General features: G+C 63.1%; 15 protein-coding genes. 5 read left to right on the top strand and 10 right to left on the bottom strand.

Translation table 11 applies throughout. The annotated features are described in order from the left end of the window. Window positions 1-3: 3 nt before the first annotated feature. The 6 genes from AC1U7K_RS18760 to AC1U7K_RS18735 form a co-directional block, all read right to left on the bottom strand. The gene (locus tag AC1U7K_RS18760; protein ID WP_480253369.1) at window positions 4-771 is read right to left on the bottom strand and encodes a HEAT repeat domain-containing protein; all 768 of its coding nucleotides are present in this window, start codon (window positions 769-771) and stop codon (window positions 4-6) included. Continuing rightward, window positions 764-1,864, bottom strand: a complete 1,101-nt coding sequence (locus AC1U7K_RS18755; RefSeq protein WP_480253368.1) for a HEAT repeat domain-containing protein — start codon at window positions 1,862-1,864, stop codon at window positions 764-766. Before AC1U7K_RS18755 ends, AC1U7K_RS18760 begins: the two co-directional genes overlap by 8 nt. A 76-nt stretch (window positions 1,865-1,940) precedes the next feature. Continuing rightward, on the bottom strand, window positions 1,941-3,026 hold the full coding sequence (locus AC1U7K_RS18750) for a HEAT repeat domain-containing protein (RefSeq protein WP_480253367.1): 1,086 nt from the start codon (window positions 3,024-3,026) through the stop codon (window positions 1,941-1,943). A gap of 382 nt (window positions 3,027-3,408) precedes the next feature. Then, a complete protein-coding gene (locus tag AC1U7K_RS18745) occupies window positions 3,409-4,773 on the bottom strand; it encodes a HEAT repeat domain-containing protein (RefSeq protein ID WP_480253366.1) in 1,365 nt (454 codons plus the stop codon). Between the two features lie 10 nt (window positions 4,774-4,783). After that, window positions 4,784-5,239 carry a hypothetical protein gene (locus AC1U7K_RS18740; protein WP_480253365.1) on the bottom strand — a complete coding sequence of 152 codons (456 nt, stop codon included), beginning with the start codon at window positions 5,237-5,239 and terminating at the stop codon, window positions 4,784-4,786. A 4-nt stretch (window positions 5,240-5,243) separates the two neighbouring features. Then, entirely contained in the window at window positions 5,244-6,281 is a 1,038-nt protein-coding gene (locus tag AC1U7K_RS18735) for an alkaline phosphatase family protein (RefSeq protein WP_480253364.1), read from the bottom strand. 149 nt (window positions 6,282-6,430) lie between these two features. On the opposite strand from AC1U7K_RS18735, the gene AC1U7K_RS18730 reads away from it, so the two are divergent. Beyond that, window positions 6,431-7,702 (top strand): hypothetical protein, encoded by a 1,272-nt coding sequence (locus tag AC1U7K_RS18730; protein WP_480253363.1) that lies wholly within the window; start codon window positions 6,431-6,433, stop codon window positions 7,700-7,702. Between the two features lie 35 nt (window positions 7,703-7,737). Here AC1U7K_RS18730 and polA read toward each other — a convergent pair whose 3' ends face one another. Next, window positions 7,738-10,404, bottom strand: coding sequence for a DNA polymerase I (gene polA / locus AC1U7K_RS18725; RefSeq protein WP_480253362.1), 2,667 nt, complete (start codon window positions 10,402-10,404; stop codon window positions 7,738-7,740). A gap of 13 nt (window positions 10,405-10,417) precedes the next feature. After that, window positions 10,418-10,831 carry a PGPGW domain-containing protein gene (locus AC1U7K_RS18720; RefSeq protein WP_480253361.1) on the bottom strand — a complete coding sequence of 138 codons (414 nt, stop codon included), beginning with the start codon at window positions 10,829-10,831 and terminating at the stop codon, window positions 10,418-10,420. A gap of 47 nt (window positions 10,832-10,878) precedes the next feature. On the opposite strand from AC1U7K_RS18720, the gene hutH reads away from it, so the two are divergent. From hutH to AC1U7K_RS18700, 4 genes are read left to right on the top strand one after another with little or no spacing between them, the layout of a single operon-like run. Beyond that, window positions 10,879-12,414 (top strand): histidine ammonia-lyase, encoded by a 1,536-nt coding sequence (gene hutH, locus AC1U7K_RS18715; RefSeq protein ID WP_480253360.1) that lies wholly within the window; start codon window positions 10,879-10,881, stop codon window positions 12,412-12,414. A 34-nt stretch (window positions 12,415-12,448) separates the two neighbouring features. Beyond that, complete coding sequence (locus AC1U7K_RS18710; protein WP_480253359.1) at window positions 12,449-12,799, top strand: hypothetical protein; 351 nt, start codon at window positions 12,449-12,451, stop codon at window positions 12,797-12,799. A 1-nt stretch (window position 12,800) separates the two neighbouring features. Continuing rightward, a complete protein-coding gene (hutU, locus tag AC1U7K_RS18705; RefSeq protein ID WP_480253358.1) occupies window positions 12,801-14,450 on the top strand; it encodes a urocanate hydratase in 1,650 nt (549 codons plus the stop codon). 42 nt (window positions 14,451-14,492) lie between these two features. Beyond that, window positions 14,493-14,912, top strand: a complete 420-nt coding sequence (locus AC1U7K_RS18700; RefSeq protein ID WP_480253357.1) for a hypothetical protein — start codon at window positions 14,493-14,495, stop codon at window positions 14,910-14,912. 3 nt (window positions 14,913-14,915) lie between these two features. Here the strand turns inward: AC1U7K_RS18700 and AC1U7K_RS18695 are convergent, their stop codons facing one another. After that, complete coding sequence (locus AC1U7K_RS18695; protein ID WP_480253356.1) at window positions 14,916-15,572, bottom strand: endonuclease III domain-containing protein; 657 nt, start codon at window positions 15,570-15,572, stop codon at window positions 14,916-14,918. A 45-nt stretch (window positions 15,573-15,617) separates the two neighbouring features. Then, the gene (gene rpsU, locus AC1U7K_RS18690) at window positions 15,618-15,812 is read right to left on the bottom strand and encodes a 30S ribosomal protein S21 (protein ID WP_480253355.1); all 195 of its coding nucleotides are present in this window, start codon (window positions 15,810-15,812) and stop codon (window positions 15,618-15,620) included. Between the last annotated feature and the right edge of the window lie 6 nt (window positions 15,813-15,818).

The following is a 15,818-nucleotide window of genomic DNA, read 5'->3' as shown; positions in this document are numbered from 1 at the left end:
TTGTTATTGGTTAGCGGGTTTCCATCCGAGACTGGCCAAGGCGCCTTCAGCCGTTTCTTGGACCATCTCATTTTCATCTTCGAGCAACGGCACGAGCGGCTCGATCGCGCGATGATCGCCGAGCCGCGCCAGCGATTCGGCCGCGTTGCGCCGCACGAGCCAATCCTCGTCCTTCAAGGCCTCGATCAACGGCTCGACGCACCGCCCGTCGCCGATTTTCCCGAGAGCCTCGGCGGCATGGCGCCGCACCATCCAATTGCTGCCCATCAGACCATCGAGTAGCGCCTCGATCGCGCGGGCGTCCCCGATCTTCTTGAGCACTCGCGCCACGTCCTCGCGGACCATCGTGTCGGTCAGCGCTTCAATCAGCCCAGGCACCGCGCGGGAATCGCCGAGCCATTCGAGCGCCCAGACCGCCGCGTTCCGAACGCCGCCGTCCTTGTCTTTGAGCGCCCGCACGAGGGGCTCCACTCCGCGCGGATCTTTCAGCTTGCCGAGTGCGGAGGCGGCCTGCTCGCGCACCGTCCATTCGTCGTCCTCCAGCGCCTCGATCATCGCATCGACCGCGGCGGGGCCGATCCGGACGATCGCGCTCGTCGCCGCCTCCCGGATGACCGCATCCTCGTCGGCCAACAAGGTTGTCAGTTGCGGCAACGCCTCCGGGCCGATCTGGCCCAGACTCGTGGCCGCGTGCTCGCGCAACGCCTCGTTCTCGTCCCGCAGGGCCGACAACAGCTGACTGATGCGATCGCCATACTCGGTTTCACTCATGCTCATCCTCTTGTCGCTGGCTCACGACGTGGGCGTGCGCCGCCATCGCCTCCAATTTGTTCGTGATCACCCCGGCATTGTACGAGACGAGGCCGTCCCGGTCCGACTTCAGCCGTTCAAACAGCTCGGCGTACGGCCGCAGCCGCTCGGCATCTTTGATCTTGGCGAGCGCTTCGATGGCAAAGACGCGGAGCGGTCGCACCGGGATCAGCTCGACCAGCATATCGACCGGGCGCGAATCGCCGATCAATCCCAGGCCTTTGACCGCCAACTCCTTCACCCCCGTGTCCTTGTCGACACGCAACCGTTCCATGAACGGTTCGACGGCCCGGACGTCGCCGATTTTCCCCAATAAGTCGGCCGCGGCCTCGCGCACGACCCAATCGTCATCCTGCAGATACTCGATCAGGATCTCGACGCTCGGCCGGCCAATCGGCAGGAGATCGATCACGGCCGCCATGCGAGCCTCTTCACGTTCCGCCGATCCCTCGACGTCCCGAAGAGTATTGAAGGTCTGATCGATCCGGTCGCGGATGGCGCCGAGATGCTTGAGCGCCCGGACGGCGATCTCGCGAAGAATCGGATCGCCCATCGCATCGACGAAGGCATCGGCCGACCGCGGATCGAGCAGATGCTCCAGGATCTCGGCCGCCGTGAGCCGCGCCTCAGGATCCGGGTGTTTCAGCATGGCGCTCAGCGGACCGATCGCCGTCGGGATCAGACCCAAGAGATGCACGATGATCTTGCGCTGCTCGTCATCGGACGTTCGAAGCGCGTCGACGAGCGCCGTCGCGGCTTCCGTGTCCAGGACGCCCGCCATCTGCTCGAGCGCGATCGCGGCGGCTTTTCGCAGTTCCAGCGTCTCATGGCCGAGCAACTGCACGAGCGGCCGTCCGCCTCGCGGGTCCTTGATGCGGGCCAGCATGCCCGCCGCTTCCATTTTGAGGGCTTGGTCACCGGTCTCCAGCGCACGGATCAGCCCCTCGACCGCTTTCGGCCCGCCCGCCAAACACGCGGCCGTCGCGCGCATCCGGCGCCAATCCTCTTCGTGCGTGAGCTCCGAGATGAGCGTGTCGAGCGATTCTTTCGGCATAACACCGTCACGGCACGATGCGATCACCGAGCGGCGGACTCACTTCAGCGCTCACACAGATAACCTTCCGTCGCCGCTACTGGATCCGATTCGGCCGCCAGCCAAGCTGACTCAACGCTTCGCGAATATGGAAGAGAATATTGTGGTCCCGCTCCTTCTGAAGCCGGTCGACGAGAAACGGAATCGCGCGTTCACCGATCTTAGCCAAGGCTGCGGAGGCTTCCGGGCGTGTCGCGGTGTACTGCAGCGCCGAGATCAGCGCGGGGATCGCGGCCTCGTCACCGATCTCGCCCAGCGCTCTGACCGCCAGCCCCATTACGATCATTTCCTGATCCCAACGGTCTCCACACCCATCGACCGGCCGACTGTCAGCGGGGAGCGCCGAGCCGTTCACAATCGACAGCAGCATGGAAACTGCGCGGCGGTCGCCGATTCGGCCGAGCGCCTCGACGACGGCAGGCCGCAGGTCCAGTTCGTTCACCGCTGTCAGGAGAAACTCCACCGAGTCCGGATGCCGAATCTCCCCGAGCGCGCGGACGGCGTCGGTTCTCACGGCGACGTCAGGATCGTTGAAGACCACCGAGAGCAACGGCTGCACCGCGGCGGCGGAGCCGATCTTTCCCAGTGCCTCGATCGCATGCAGCTTGACCAGCCACTCCTTACTGTGAAGCGCCGCCACGAGGTCCGGCACCGCCGCATCGCCGATCGCCGCGAGTGCCGTCGCCGCATCGATGCGCACCGCTTTGACCTTGTCCTGCAACAGCGGCATGAGATGAGCCACCGCCCGCTGATCGCGAATTCGTCCCAATCCTTTGGCGGCGTGCATCCGGACGATCCAGTCGAGACTGCTCAACGCGCCGATTAAGACATCCAGGACGCGCGCGTCACCGATCACCGCGAGTATCGAGGCCGCGCTCTCTTGGACGAGTAAATTCGAGTCCGTCAGGCAGGGCGCGAGAACAGGCACGGACGGCTCTCCAATGGCCGTCAAGGCACCGATCGCCGCCTCGCGAACCGACCGATCTTCATCGCGCAACAGCGTGACGAGCGGTCCCACCGCGCGCGGATCTCGGAGGTTTCCCAGCATCGCCGCCGCCTCTTCCCGCACCGCCCAATCCTCATCACTCAACGCCGCAATCTGTTCGGTCACCGTGTCCGGCATCACTCTCACCACCATGAAAAAGACGCCCCTTTCAGCCGGGTTTTCGACCTTATCACGCGGATTTTTGAAGGGTCAATAGCCACACCGGCCAAGCTTGACATCAAGCCCCTCAGTTCCCGTGACACGCAATTCGCGGATTCTCAACGGGATGGCGGTGTCAGGCGGTACGTATGGAAAGGATGTCAACCATGCCAAAGGCTCGCCCCCCGGGGTCGGGTCATCAAGGTCACTCAGGACGGCAAGGGCGGGAGTTCGTTGGCATCGCGCGCGCGAATCACGAACATGAAGGACGGAAAGGAGACGGCCGACAGCACGGGCTGGCGGTGAGAAGGTAGCGGACAGTCGGGAACGGAACCTGCCGTGCCGCTCTGTTCGCCTCGTCTTACATTGCGCCCTTGGCGAGGTCGCCGGAAGGCCCGAAGCGCCCGGTTTCGCCGAGCGGCTTGTCGACACGCAGGTTGTCCGCCCGGCTGGAATCCACCTGCTCTTCGGCCGACGGCTCCCAACCGAGTTTCTTGAGCGTCTCGAGCGTGATTTGCTTCAAGGCATCGATTGCGGTCAGCCGGCTCGTCGCGAACGACATCACGCGCTCGCCTTCGGATTCCACTTCGGAGGCTTTCGGGTCGTGGAGAAAGGCCACAAGCGGTTCAATGGCGGTATCACCGATCAGGACGAGGGAGGCCGAGGCGCGATCCCGGAGGTTCACGTCCTTCAGCAACATGATCAGGTCGGGAATCACGCGCGGGTCGCGGAAATGCCCGAGCGCCGTGGCCGCCGCTTCCTTGATGAAGGCCTCCTCGCTGACGATACACCCCGGCGTCGGCGTCCCCTCTTGCCGAATCCCCTTCCCCTTCAAGGCAGCCAACACGGGCGGCAGCGCGCGGCCATCGCCGATCATGCCCAGTGACATGATCGCGTGACGCTTCACCGCGCCATCCTTCATCGCTTCGATCAAGGCATCGATGGCCCGCGGATCGCCGATCATGCCCAGGGCAATGGTCGCATCCTCGCGGACCGCGCGATCCGGGTCCTTTAACATCGCGATCAACTTATCGACGACCTTCGGGTCCCGTACCCAGGAGCGGCCGATCTGATAGTCAGTCGTCATGCCGCCGAGCGCGCGTGCCCCATGACACCGCACGACGAAATCCTTGTCGTCGAGCGCGGCCAGAAGCGGATCAACCGAGGGTTCGCCGATCGCGACGAGCGCCGTCCCGGCTGTTTCCCTCACCGTTTTTGAGGAGTCGCGGAACAGTTTGATGAGCGCCGGCACGGCCTTCGGGTCGCCGATCTTGCCGAGCGCTTCGGCCGCCGCGGCCTTCACCGCGCCGTCCCGGTCCCGGCAGGCGGCAATCAAGCCGTCGACGGCGCTGCGATCGCGAAGCTCACCGCAGGCCTTCGCCGCGTGTTCCCGCACGCGCCACCGCTCGTCCTTCAGCGCCTGTAAGAGCCGGCCGATCACGGCCGGGCCAAGGGACGCCATCGCGGCCACGGCTTCGTTTCGCACTTCCATGATCGGGTCGTTGAACAGACCGACGAGCGCCTCGATCGCCCGGGGTCCCCCGATCTTGGCGACGCCCCATCCTGCATGTGCCCGGACCGACCAAAAGTCGTCCCCGCATGCTTGAATCAAAGCCTCGAGCGTCCCGGGGTCGCCCAACGCCGAGAGGGCCTTGGCGGCTTCCTCGCGAGTCGCATCGTCTACGTCCTCCAGCGCTTCCAACAGATCGTCGATTGCCTGAGCCATGAGGACCTCGTTACTTCTTGGCCTGTTCACCGCGGGCGCCGTCCGAATCATTGGAATAGTCCGGCTGGCCTCCGTACGGCTGCGTGCGGCTGCATCGGATGACCAATGTTTGCGTGCCGCGCCCCGAGACACATTGATCCAGTGACGGAGCGAAATCGAGCACGCCGTCCAGCGTAACGGTGAAGGGAAAATCGAAGGTGAAGGTGCCAAACCGGTAATTGCCCGGCTTCAGATTCAACTCTTTCGCCGTGGTCGTCTGGTACGCCTCGGTATTGTCCGGATCCATGCTCCAGATGATCGGCGTCACCCCCGGCACATACCACCAGCTCGGGGGATTCAAACCGGTCGCATCAACGGTAATGGCATACTCTTTGGTGTAGGCGGCCGGGGGAGCGGCGTGGCCGAGCATCCCGGTTACGGTTGCCAGTAGAAGTGTGAACAGCGAGGTGAGAGTCAAGCGTCGCATACGATTACTGAACCGCAGTGGCGGGAGCACCATGGTCGGTGGCCGCCGTCCGGGGCGCTCGGAAGATTTCCTCGACGGGCTTGCTCTCCCACTCGGTGTGCGTCTCGAGACCGAGGGTGCGAAGCACCGTCGCGCCGGTGTCGAGAATCGAGACCGGCTGCGCGATCACATGACCAGCCTTGATACCGGGACCAGAAGCCAACCATAGGACCTGTGGCGGCTCGCTCTTGGCCTGCGAACCATCTTGGCCCGAGAGCGGCTCGCCGATCGCGCTCAGCGACGTGACCATCACCATCGTCCGGTCGAGCAGCCCCAACTCTTTATAGAGGTCAAGGACCGACCCCATGGCGGCGTCCACCGTCTTCAGCGCGTCCCGATACGCCTTCGACGTCCATCCCGCCGCCTCGCCGGCGCGGCCCGGCTCCGGCAAGTGCACCACGAGGAAGTGGGGGAGCGCCAGAATCGCATGACCGTAGCCTTCCCCGCTCGTCGCCTTCCGGAAATACTGCTTGATGTAGTTGACGATGGTCGCCGTGCTGCATTCCGGCTTCAAGGGCCCGCACATTTGATAGTCGGTGTACGGCTCGGGCTTGGCGAGTTGATACAGCGACTCATCCATAAAGAAGATCGCGCTGTCCTTCCCGCCGCTGAGGTCCAGATAATCAAACACCGTCGGGGGCCGAGGATAGCCGCGAATGAAGTCGAACGCGTTCCATGTGATCCCGTGCTTCTCGACCGGCAAGCCGGTCAAGAGCGAGGCCATCGTCGGCAATCGCAATGGCGGGTTGACCGCTTTGGCATTCCACGTGACCGAGCCATCCTTGACGAGCCGACTCAGGACGGGCATGGCCCCGGCCTTCAGTGATTCCTTCCCCACACCTTCGAGCACGAACAAGATCACGTGTTCGGGGGACGCGTCGGCTTTCGATTTCGTCCCATTGGACCGCGCTGGAGCGGCAATCGTCCAGCTCACACTGACACCGGTCAGGACCACGACCAGCATGGCGGCCCATACACGACTATATCGTCGCCACGATCTCATAGCGGTGCTCGATGACAGTGAAGGTCGAAAAAGCAAAGTACCTTAACACGCCAATTTTCGATGGGTCAACACGGCCCGAACGCATGATCGCCGACTGATTCTCTTCGCTCCATTGAAGCCACGCGAACGTTTGCGGTAAACATGGAGCCATGCCGGTCGGCAACAATTTTCAGCACTCGGCGTACTCGCGAGCCGATCCCGGGGAGCGGGTTGCCTATCGGGAGTTGATCGTCGGTGCCCCGCCCGACTCCGGGGCGTGGCAAGATGCGATGGCGGGATTCGGCCGGCAGATCGCGAGAGCCGGTGTACGCGCCGTGCTCTTCCTGCACGGCACCTCTCTCAACAGCGATCTGTTCGGGATGCAACGGCTCGATGAGGTCGGCGGGCTCAAGCGCGGCTATTCGCGCGGCATCGCGGGCCTCGATGCTCTTCTCGCGCTCATGCGTGAGGGTGACAACGGCATCCCGGTGATGAAAGACGGACCCCGCCCGCCCTATGCCGATGACGAGGCGACCCGGAAACTCCTGGATACGCACACGCGAGATGCCGCGAACTTTACCGAAGAGTATGTCCGACTGTATCGAAAGGCGATGAACCGGGATGCGGCGCAGCCGATCGACTGCCGGCGTTTGCTGTGGTCGTCCGAGCACCATCACCTCGGCCGCGCGCAGGCCGCTGTGCATGTCATCGGGCGGCTGCAGGCGCTCGTCCGTGATCTTAAGCTTGCGCAGGGAGATCGGATACTCGTGCAGGGCCACGGGCATGCCGGGCTCGTGCTTGCACTCATCTCAAACCTCTTGCCGCCAGCGAACGCAGGCGGCCGTGAGGCTCTCTTCCAGGTGCTGCACGACTACGCGAAACACACCGGGACGGCCGTCGATCGGATCGAGGAATTGCGCGCCGCCCTCGCAGCCGGTAACGCGCTCAATGGTGTGGCACTGGACGTGGTGACGTTCGGGACACCGGTCCGCTACGGGTGGGATCCTTCCGGAGTCGGCAAGCTTCTGCACATCGTGAATCACCGACCCATGCGGACCGACGGGAAACGCTGGCTGGCGAAGATGGAGCTGCCGCAGATCACGATTGAAATGCCGATCGCGTGGGGCGGCGATTACGTCCAGCAGTTGGCCGTCGCCGGAAGCGATGCGCTGCCGACCACGCCGGACGCGAAAGCCGCAAACAAAGCGTTGTGGGAGCTCCTAGAGCCGTACGAGGGGTTCGAACGCTGGCTCGAGTGCGCCCGCAAGGCCATACGGTGCCAGAACGACGGCGAGTGCCTGTTAGTTGACTACAAGGATTCGACGCCGACGAGTCAGGCGAAAGACCATATCTACGGCCATGCCGCGTACACGCGGATGAATGCGATGTTGTTCAATACGACGGAGATCGTGACAAGCTTGTATTCGACGCCCGCCGCCTAATCCCCATCGCCATCTCGCCAGCGTGGATGCGACGACTAGGGATGCGCCTCCCGCCAGTTCTTGCCGACGCCGATATCGACTTTCAGCGGCACAGTAAGGCCCAATCGGCGGCCCGTCGCTTCCATTTCCGTTTTCACGACCTGCTTCGCGCGATCCAGCTCCACCTCCGGCGTTTCGAAGATCAGTTCGTCATGGACTTGGAGGATCATCTTGGTCGACGGCAAGTCGGCCTTGAGCCGGCGGCTCACGTTGATCATCGCCACTTTGATGAGATCCGCCGCCGACCCTTGGATGGGATTGTTGATCGCCATCCGTTCGCCGAAGCTCCGCTGGGTCGCATCGGGACTATTCAACTCCGGGATCGGACGGCGGCGGCCGAGGATCGTGGTCACATAGCCGTTGCGCTTGGCTTCTTCGAGCGTCCGGTCGAGAAACGCTTTCACGCCGTGATATCGCGAGAAGTAGGCATCGATGTACTCGCGCGCCTTCTGCTGTGTGATGCCGAGCGTCTGGGACAAGCCGTACGGGCTGATGCCGTACAAAATGCCGAAGACCACCGTCTTCGCCACCCGTCGCATCTCGCGGGTGATCTGCTCGGGCACGAGATTGAAGATGTCGACGGCGGTCGCCATGTGAATGTCTTCGCCCCGCTCGAACACGCTCACGAGGCGTTCGTCCTTGGAGAGGTGCGCCAGAATCCGCGGCTCGATTTGACTGTAATCGGCCGCAATTAGGACGTGGCCGGGCGGGGCGATGAACGCCTCCCGGATCCGCAGCCCGTAGTCGCCCTTGACCGGGATATTTTGCAGATTGGGCTCGGTCGACGAGAGCCGCCCCGTTGCCGCCACGGTTTGGTTCAACGAGGTATGAATCCGGCCGGTATCGGGATTGACCAGGGCCGGCAAGGCATCGACATAGGTGGACTTGAGCTTGCTCAAGCTCCGACACGCGAGAATCTGGGCCGGCAGGTCATGTTGCGTCGCGAGCTGCGTCAGGGTGTCTTCATCGGTCGAGTAGCCGGTCTTCGTTTTGCGAATCGGTTTTAGGCCCAGCTTCTCGAAGAGGATCGTGGCGAGCTGTTTCGGTGAATTGAAATTGAACGACTCGCCGGCCATCGTCGTGATCGTCTCGCTGATCCGATCCATCTCGCGGTCCAACTCTTTGCCCAACGCGTCCAACGCCTGGACATCGAGCAAGAACCCGTAGGCCTCGATGTCGGCGAGCACGGGCACCAACGGCATCTCGACCGCCTCGAAGAGCCGCAAACTCCCTTGCTCGGCGAGCCGTTGCTTGAGAATCGGCGTGAGTCTCGCAACAACGGCCGCGGCTTCTGCGGCCGCCTGTGCGGATTCATCCCTCTGGTCGAAGAGGTCGGCTGGCGGCGCCGCCTCGCTTCCTGAGCGAACGGCGCCAAGGTGATAACCAAGGACATCGAGCGCCACGGCTTCCAATGTATGATTCCGTCGGTTCGGATTCAGGAGATAGGCCGCGATCATCGTGTCGAACCACGGCGGCGCAAAGGACAGACCGGTACGGCGCGCCGCCAGGAGCGCGGGCTTGAGGTCATGAAAGGCCTTCGGTCGAGTTCCGCTGATCAGCGTCTGAACAGCGACCGGTAGCGGCTTCTCCTCCACCGGGACGAACGCCACTTCCTCTTTCTCATTCGCCACGGCGAGTCCATGCACGCTGGCCCGCACGCCGCCCGGCCCCTTCATCGCGCACTGCACGGCAACGACCGAATCCTCGGAGCCGACACTTCTCGCGAAGACGTCAGCCGCCGCGTCGTCCTCAATCATCGTGAAGGTCGCACCCAACGCCTCGCCGGTCGCAGTCGGCTGGATCGTCTTGAGCAGCGTGTTGAATTCCAATTCGCGGAGCAGCGCCACCAACGGCTCGGCGGGAGGCGTGGTGAGGCGATAGGCGTTGCAATCAAAGTCGATCGGGCAATCGACCTCGATCGTGGCGAGGCGCCGGCTCAGCCGCGCACTTTCGGCCTGGTCCTTGAGCAGCGCGCGCATCTTGGGCGGCGTCACGTCATCGAGCCGCCGAAGCAACTCCTCGATCGTGCCGAACTGCGCGATGAGCTTCATCGCCGTCTTCTCACCGATGCCTTTGACGCCGGGAATATTGTCGATGCTGTCGCCCATCAGGCCCATGATTTCCACGACGCGCGCCGGCTCCACCCCGAACCGCTCGCGGCACTCGGCCTCCCCGAACCATTTGTCCTTGACGGGATCGTAAATGCGGACAGACGGCGTCAGGAGCTGGAACATGTCCTTGTCGCTTGTCACAATCACCACGTCCATGCCCTGCTCTTGGGCCTTTCGCGCGAGCGTCCCGATCAAGTCGTCCGCTTCAATTCCATGCTTGCGGACAACCGGTACCGCGAGCGCTTCGACAACGCGATGGATCAGCGGAATTTGCGCCTGCATGCCGTGCGGCATCTCCGGACGCTGCGCCTTGTACTCCTTGAACTCTTCATGCCGCGCGGTGCGGCCGCCTTCGTCGAAGACGATCGCGAGACAGTCCGGTTTGTGCTCGCGGAGGATTTTGAGCAGCATCGTCGTGAAACCATAGACGGCGTTCGTTTGCAGACCTTTGGAGTTCGACAAGGGCGGGAGCGCAAAATAGGCCCGGTAGATGTACGCGCTCCCGTCGATCAGATACAAGGTCTTGCGGGAAGACGGCTTGGTGTTGCTCACGGTCTCTCTCGTATTACTTGGGGTCCTGCGCCACCGTGAGCGGAGGCTGGCCGAATTTCGCGCGGACTTTGTTGATGGTCTGAAGCACGGCAGGTTGGCCGATCAGTTTCCGCTCCAGCAAGCGCTTACCGGGAAAATCCAAAAGGGAGACGCCGACCAGCATCGTCAGGATGCCTTGGCCCGGCAGGAACAACATGGCGAACCCGGCGAGCAGCAGGATCACCCCCACCACGTTTTTAATGATGTGCCCTGTGAGCCGAAGGACCGGATGGTGGTTCTCCATCCATCGCCGGGGATGACGTTCGTCGAAATAGTGCGGCGGCAGTTTGACGAGGATGACGGGAATGGCGACCAGGCTGCCGATGAAGCTCGCGACCGAGAGGATGAACAAGGCCAGCAGGACTTCTTTCGATAACAGCGCCTCCACGCGGGCATCCTAGCACGGGCTACCGGCAAAGCGCTATAATCCCGGGGATGCGCCGTCGGGCTCTCCACCCTCTGCCGCTCACGGGCAAGGATCTGACGCCCTCGCAGTTTTACGACGTCGTGTTCGAGGGCCAGCCGGTTACGCTCGCGCCGTCCGCCGTCACATCCATGACCGCCGCGTACCGGGTGATTCAACGCGCGGTCGCCCATCCCGAGCCCGTGTACGGCGTGACGACCGGCTTCGGAAAGCTTGCCGATCAGCGCATCTCTCCCGACGATATCGGCCAGCTCCAATTGAATTTGGTGCGCAGCCACGCCGCAGGCGTCGGCGAGCCGCTGACCGAGCACGAGACGCGCGGCCTCCTCCTCCTGCGCGCAAACGTTCTTGCGCGCGGGCACAGCGGCGTGCGGCCAGAGGTCGTCGAGATGCTCTTGACGTTGCTGAACCGTGGGGTCGTCCCCATCGTCCCCTGCCGAGGATCGGTCGGCGCGAGCGGCGATCTCGCGCCGCTCGCTCACCTCGCGCTCGTGTTGATCGGTGAAGGCCAGGCGTGGGTGAACGGCAAACGGCTGTCCGGGCGCGCCGCGCTGGAGCGCGTCGGGTTGAAACCCCTCACGCTCGAGGCCAAGGAAGGGTTGTCGCTGCTGAACGGCACCCAGGCGATGCTGTCCCTGGGGCTCTTGGCGCTCCGTCGATGCACACGATTACTCGATACGGCGGATGTCGCGGGCGCCCTCTCCGTCGAGGCCCTCAAGGGCACGCCGGTCGCGTTCGAGCCCCGCATTCATCGGCTCCGTCCGTACGCGGGTCAACGGACCGTGGCCGCGAACCTCTCGGCGATGATGGCGGGCAGCGACATTCGCACCTCGCACCTCGCATGTCCTCGTGTCCAGGACGCCTATAGCCTGCGCTGCATGCCGCAAGTGCATGGCGCAGTCCGGGACGCGGTCGACTACGTCCGCCGGACTCTCACGATCGAGATCAACAGCGTCACCGATAACCCGATCGTCTTTCCCGAACAAGGTGATGTCGTCTCCGGCGGAAACTTTCATGGGCAGCCGCTCGGGCTCGTCCTCGACCACCTGGCGATTGCGATGACCGAGCTCGCGAGCATCTCGGAGCGACGTATCGAGCGGCTGATCAACCCGGAGTACGGCGACCTTCCGCCGTTCCTGACCCCCCTTCCAGGCTTGAACTCGGGCTTAATGATCGCCCAGGTCACGGCGGCTGCGCTCGCCTCTGAAAACAAGGTCCTGTCCCACCCGGCCTCGGTCGATTCCATCCCGACATCCGGCAATCGGGAGGATCATGTGAGCATGGGCATGGGCTCGGCGTTGAAGCTCAAGCAGGTTGTGGCGAACGCGGAGCACATCTTGGCCATCGAGCTGCTGTGCGCCGCGCAGGGCGTGGATTTTCACCGGCCGCTGAAACCGGGCACAGGGAGCCGGCTTGCGCTCCAGGCGATCCGGCGACGGGTTCCGCGATTGAACGAGGATCGCGTGCTGGCGACCGACATCGAAGCCACTCGTGAGCTGGTCGAGGGCGGGACATTCAGCCGTATCCTCTCGACGATCGCATCATGACCGTTCCATAAGACCGTTATCCATGGGGTGCCGTATGAAGACGCGCTGGCTCTGCTTACTCGCAGTCGCAGCCTTCTCCATTCCACCGTCGATCGTGAAGGCCGCCGACCCCTCGCCGCCATCGGGCCAGGACTTCGAGATCGAAATCACGAAGAAGGGGCTTGGGAAGGAGGTTTCGGTTCGGCAGGGCCCGAAGGAATGGTTCATGCTCGTCGAGGTCACGCCCGACAATACCGTCGTGATTCGCCAGGAAAAGGAAAACGAGACCTACCTAGTGGATGAGAGCGAGACGCACGACCATGCCATGAGCGCCGGTGAGGTCGATGCGGTGATCAACGATTTCATCAACAGCGTGAAAAGCCAAACCAAGGGACGCCGGAAATAACATGGGGATTCGTGCGCCACGCGGCACAACCCTCTCGTGCAAAGGCTGGGTGCAAGAAGCGGCGCTCCGCATGCTGATGAACAACTTGGATGACGAGGTCGCGGAAGACCCGGCCAATCTCGTCGTCTACGGCGGCGCCGGCAAAGCCGCACGAGACTGGAACGCGTATCAAGCCATCATCCGCGAGTTGCGCGGCCTCGAACACGATCAGACGCTCATCATCCAAAGTGGAAAGCCGGTCGGCGTCCTGCGCACCCATGAGTGGGCGCCGCGGGTGCTCATCGCGAACTCCAATCTCGTCGGCCGTTGGGCGACGTGGGAGGAGTTCCGGAAGCTGGAGGCGATGGGGCTCATCATGTTTGGCCAGATGACGGCCGGCTCGTGGATGTACATCGGCACGCAGGGGATCGTGCAGGGCACGTATGAGACCTTTGCCGCCGCGGCGACGCGTCACTTCGACGGCGATCTGTCCGGCCGATTCATCATCACGGGTGGAATGGGCGGGATGGGAGGCGCACAACCGTTGGCCGCGACGATGAACGGCGCGGCCATCCTGTGCGTGGAGGTCAATCCCGCGAAGATCGAGCGGCGCATCAAGACCGGTTACTGCGATCGGATGACGGCCTCGCTGGATGAAGCCCTCACCTGGATTGGCGACGCCCAACAGTCGCGCACGCCGCTCTCGGTGGGACTCGTCGGCAATTGTGCGGACGTGCTTCCCGCAATCCATCGTCGCGCGATCGTGCCCGATCTCGTGACCGACCAGACCGCCGCGCACGATCCCTTGAACGGCTACGTGCCGGCTGGCTTGTCGCTCGAGGAGGCCGATCGCCTGCGTCGCTCGGATCCCGGCGACTATTTGGACCGCGCGCTCGACTCAATTGCCGTCCACGTCCGCGCTCTGTGCGCGCTGCAGAAGGCCGGCTCCGTGGTCTTCGACTACGGCAACAACATTCGCACGATGGCTAAACAGCGCGGGGTGGAAGAGGCCTTTTCATTTCCCGGTTTCATCCCGGCATACATCCGGCCGCTATTTTGCGAAGGCCGCGGTCCCTTTCGCTGGATCGCGCTCTCCGGCGATCCGGCGGATATCGCGGCGACTGATCGCGCGGCGCTCGAGCTTTTTCCTGAGAATCCCTCGCTACAACGCTGGATCCGCCTGGCCGGGGAACGGGTCCACTTCCAAGGACTGCCGGCCCGCATCTGTTGGCTGGGCTACGGGGAACGAGCCGCGATGGGGCTGCGTCTGAACGACATGGTCAAACGCGGTGTGCTGAAAGCGCCGATCGTGATCGGCCGCGATCACTTGGACGGTGGCTCCGTCGCCTCGCCCTATCGGGAGACGGAAGCCATGCGGGACGGCAGCGATGCGATCGCGGATTGGCCCATCTTGAACGCGCTGCTCAACACGGCGTCCGGCGCGGCCTGGGTGTCCTTTCACCATGGCGGTGGCGTCGGCATCGGCTATTCTCTCCATGCGGGACAAGCGACGGTGGCCGATGGGACACCGCTCGCTGCCGAGAAACTCGAGCGCGTGCTCACGAACGACCCCGGATCTGCGATCCTCCGCCATGCGGACGCCGGCTATCCCGAAGCGATCGATGCCGCAACGCGGCATCACCTCCCGATCCCGTCACGCACCAGTCACTAGCGATCTCTCAGTGACGACGTTATAATTCGCTCGCAAGCCACCATGAAACACAAGCCGCGTTTCATCATCTTCGCGCACAATGCGACGTACGATAAGCTGCATCAGGTCGCCACGATCGGGTTGACGGCCGCCGCGCTCGGGAAGGACGTCCTGGTCGTGCTCATGTTTTGGACGATCAAGAAGCTGGCGGAAGGACGGCTCGACGCCGTTGATTTTCCACCCGAGTACGGGACGAATGCCGAGGAGGTCGGGCGGCTTCTGAAAGAGAAGAAGGTGCCCACGATTTCGGAGATGTTTCAGGAGGCGCGGCAGGTCGGTCAATTCCGCCTGGTCGCGTGCAGCGCCGGCTTGGAGTATATGGGCGTTGATCCGGATGCCGTCGCCAAGAACGTCGATGAAGTCCTCGGGCTCCCCACCATCCTGTCGATGACAGCCGGCGCGGAAACGACTCTCTTTATCTAGTCCTCACCGCGACCGCGTCACCCCGACTCGATCACAATACTTCACAATCTTGCAACGGCTACACCACGGCGAGACCGGCTGGCAGATGTTCTGTCCGAACGGCACGAGCAGGTCGTTGTAGGTGATCCAGTATTTCGCGGGCAGCTTTCGGCACAGCGCTTGTTCGGTCTGCTCGGGCGTCTTCGTCTTCACGTAGCCCCACCGATTGCTGATCCGATGGACATGGATATCCACACAGATCCCCGGCTTCTGATAGCCGACCGTCACGACGAGGTTCGCGGTCTTGCGCCCTACGCCCGGCAAGGTCAGGAGTTCATCGATCGAATCGGGGACACGGCCGCCGAATGCGTTCAAGAGCCGCTCACAGATGGCATGAATCTGTTTGGCTTTCACTCGATAAAAGCCGACCGGGAAGATGGCCTTCTCAATCGTGGCTACCGGAACGTCGCGCATCGCGGAGGGCGTGGAAGCGAGCGCGAACAACCGCTGACTCGCCTCGGCGGTCGTCCGATCCTTGGTCCTGAGACTAAGGACACAGGCGATCAGAATCCGGAACGGGTCGCGGGACTCTTTGGCCACGACACCGACGACCGGCTCTTGCCACTGTTTGACTTCGCGACGAAGGATACGCAGCGCGGCGTGGATTTCGTCATTCCGCATGGAGGAGGAGCGAGGAGGAAGAACCGAGACGGAGGGAGAGAACGCTTAGTCCATTCGACGCTTGGCCAGCCACTTCTGCCGTCGGCGCTGCGCCTCGCGTTGCTTCGCCTTGCGCCGGACACTCGGCTTTTCATAAAATCGGCGTCGCTTCAGCTCACGGAACAGGCCTTCGCCAGCCAGCTTTTTCTTGGCGACCTTCAGTGCTTTTTCGACGTTATTATTGAAGACTTTGATTTCCATTGCGTA

The organism is Nitrospira sp. Vd2, assembly GCF_979581665.1.
Note: the sequence above shows the minus strand (reverse complement) of the source record. Positions and strands in the feature narration are given on the sequence as shown.

What these genes read in the sequence shown, in the direction of transcription:
- AC1U7K_RS18760 (WP_480253369.1), bottom strand. Translation starts at nt 771, where the DNA reads ATGAGTGAAACCGAGTATGGCGATCGCATCAGTCAGCTGTTGTCGGCC.
- AC1U7K_RS18755 (WP_480253368.1), bottom strand. Translation starts at nt 1,864, where the DNA reads ATGCCGAAAGAATCGCTCGACACGCTCATCTCGGAGCTCACGCACGAA.
- AC1U7K_RS18750 (WP_480253367.1), bottom strand. Translation starts at nt 3,026, where the DNA reads ATGCCGGACACGGTGACCGAACAGATTGCGGCGTTGAGTGATGAGGAT.
- AC1U7K_RS18745 (WP_480253366.1), bottom strand. Translation starts at nt 4,773, where the DNA reads ATGGCTCAGGCAATCGACGATCTGTTGGAAGCGCTGGAGGACGTAGAC.
- AC1U7K_RS18740 (WP_480253365.1), bottom strand. Translation starts at nt 5,239, where the DNA reads ATGCGACGCTTGACTCTCACCTCGCTGTTCACACTTCTACTGGCAACC.
- AC1U7K_RS18735 (WP_480253364.1), bottom strand. Translation starts at nt 6,281, where the DNA reads ATGAGATCGTGGCGACGATATAGTCGTGTATGGGCCGCCATGCTGGTC.
- AC1U7K_RS18730 (WP_480253363.1), top strand. Translation starts at nt 6,431, where the DNA reads ATGCCGGTCGGCAACAATTTTCAGCACTCGGCGTACTCGCGAGCCGAT.
- hutH (WP_480253360.1), top strand. Translation starts at nt 10,879, where the DNA reads ATGCGCCGTCGGGCTCTCCACCCTCTGCCGCTCACGGGCAAGGATCTG.
- AC1U7K_RS18710 (WP_480253359.1), top strand. Translation starts at nt 12,449, where the DNA reads ATGAAGACGCGCTGGCTCTGCTTACTCGCAGTCGCAGCCTTCTCCATT.
- hutU (WP_480253358.1), top strand. Translation starts at nt 12,801, where the DNA reads ATGGGGATTCGTGCGCCACGCGGCACAACCCTCTCGTGCAAAGGCTGG.
- AC1U7K_RS18700 (WP_480253357.1), top strand. Translation starts at nt 14,493, where the DNA reads ATGAAACACAAGCCGCGTTTCATCATCTTCGCGCACAATGCGACGTAC.
- AC1U7K_RS18695 (WP_480253356.1), bottom strand. Translation starts at nt 15,572, where the DNA reads ATGCGGAATGACGAAATCCACGCCGCGCTGCGTATCCTTCGTCGCGAA.
- rpsU (WP_480253355.1), bottom strand. Translation starts at nt 15,812, where the DNA reads ATGGAAATCAAAGTCTTCAATAATAACGTCGAAAAAGCACTGAAGGTC.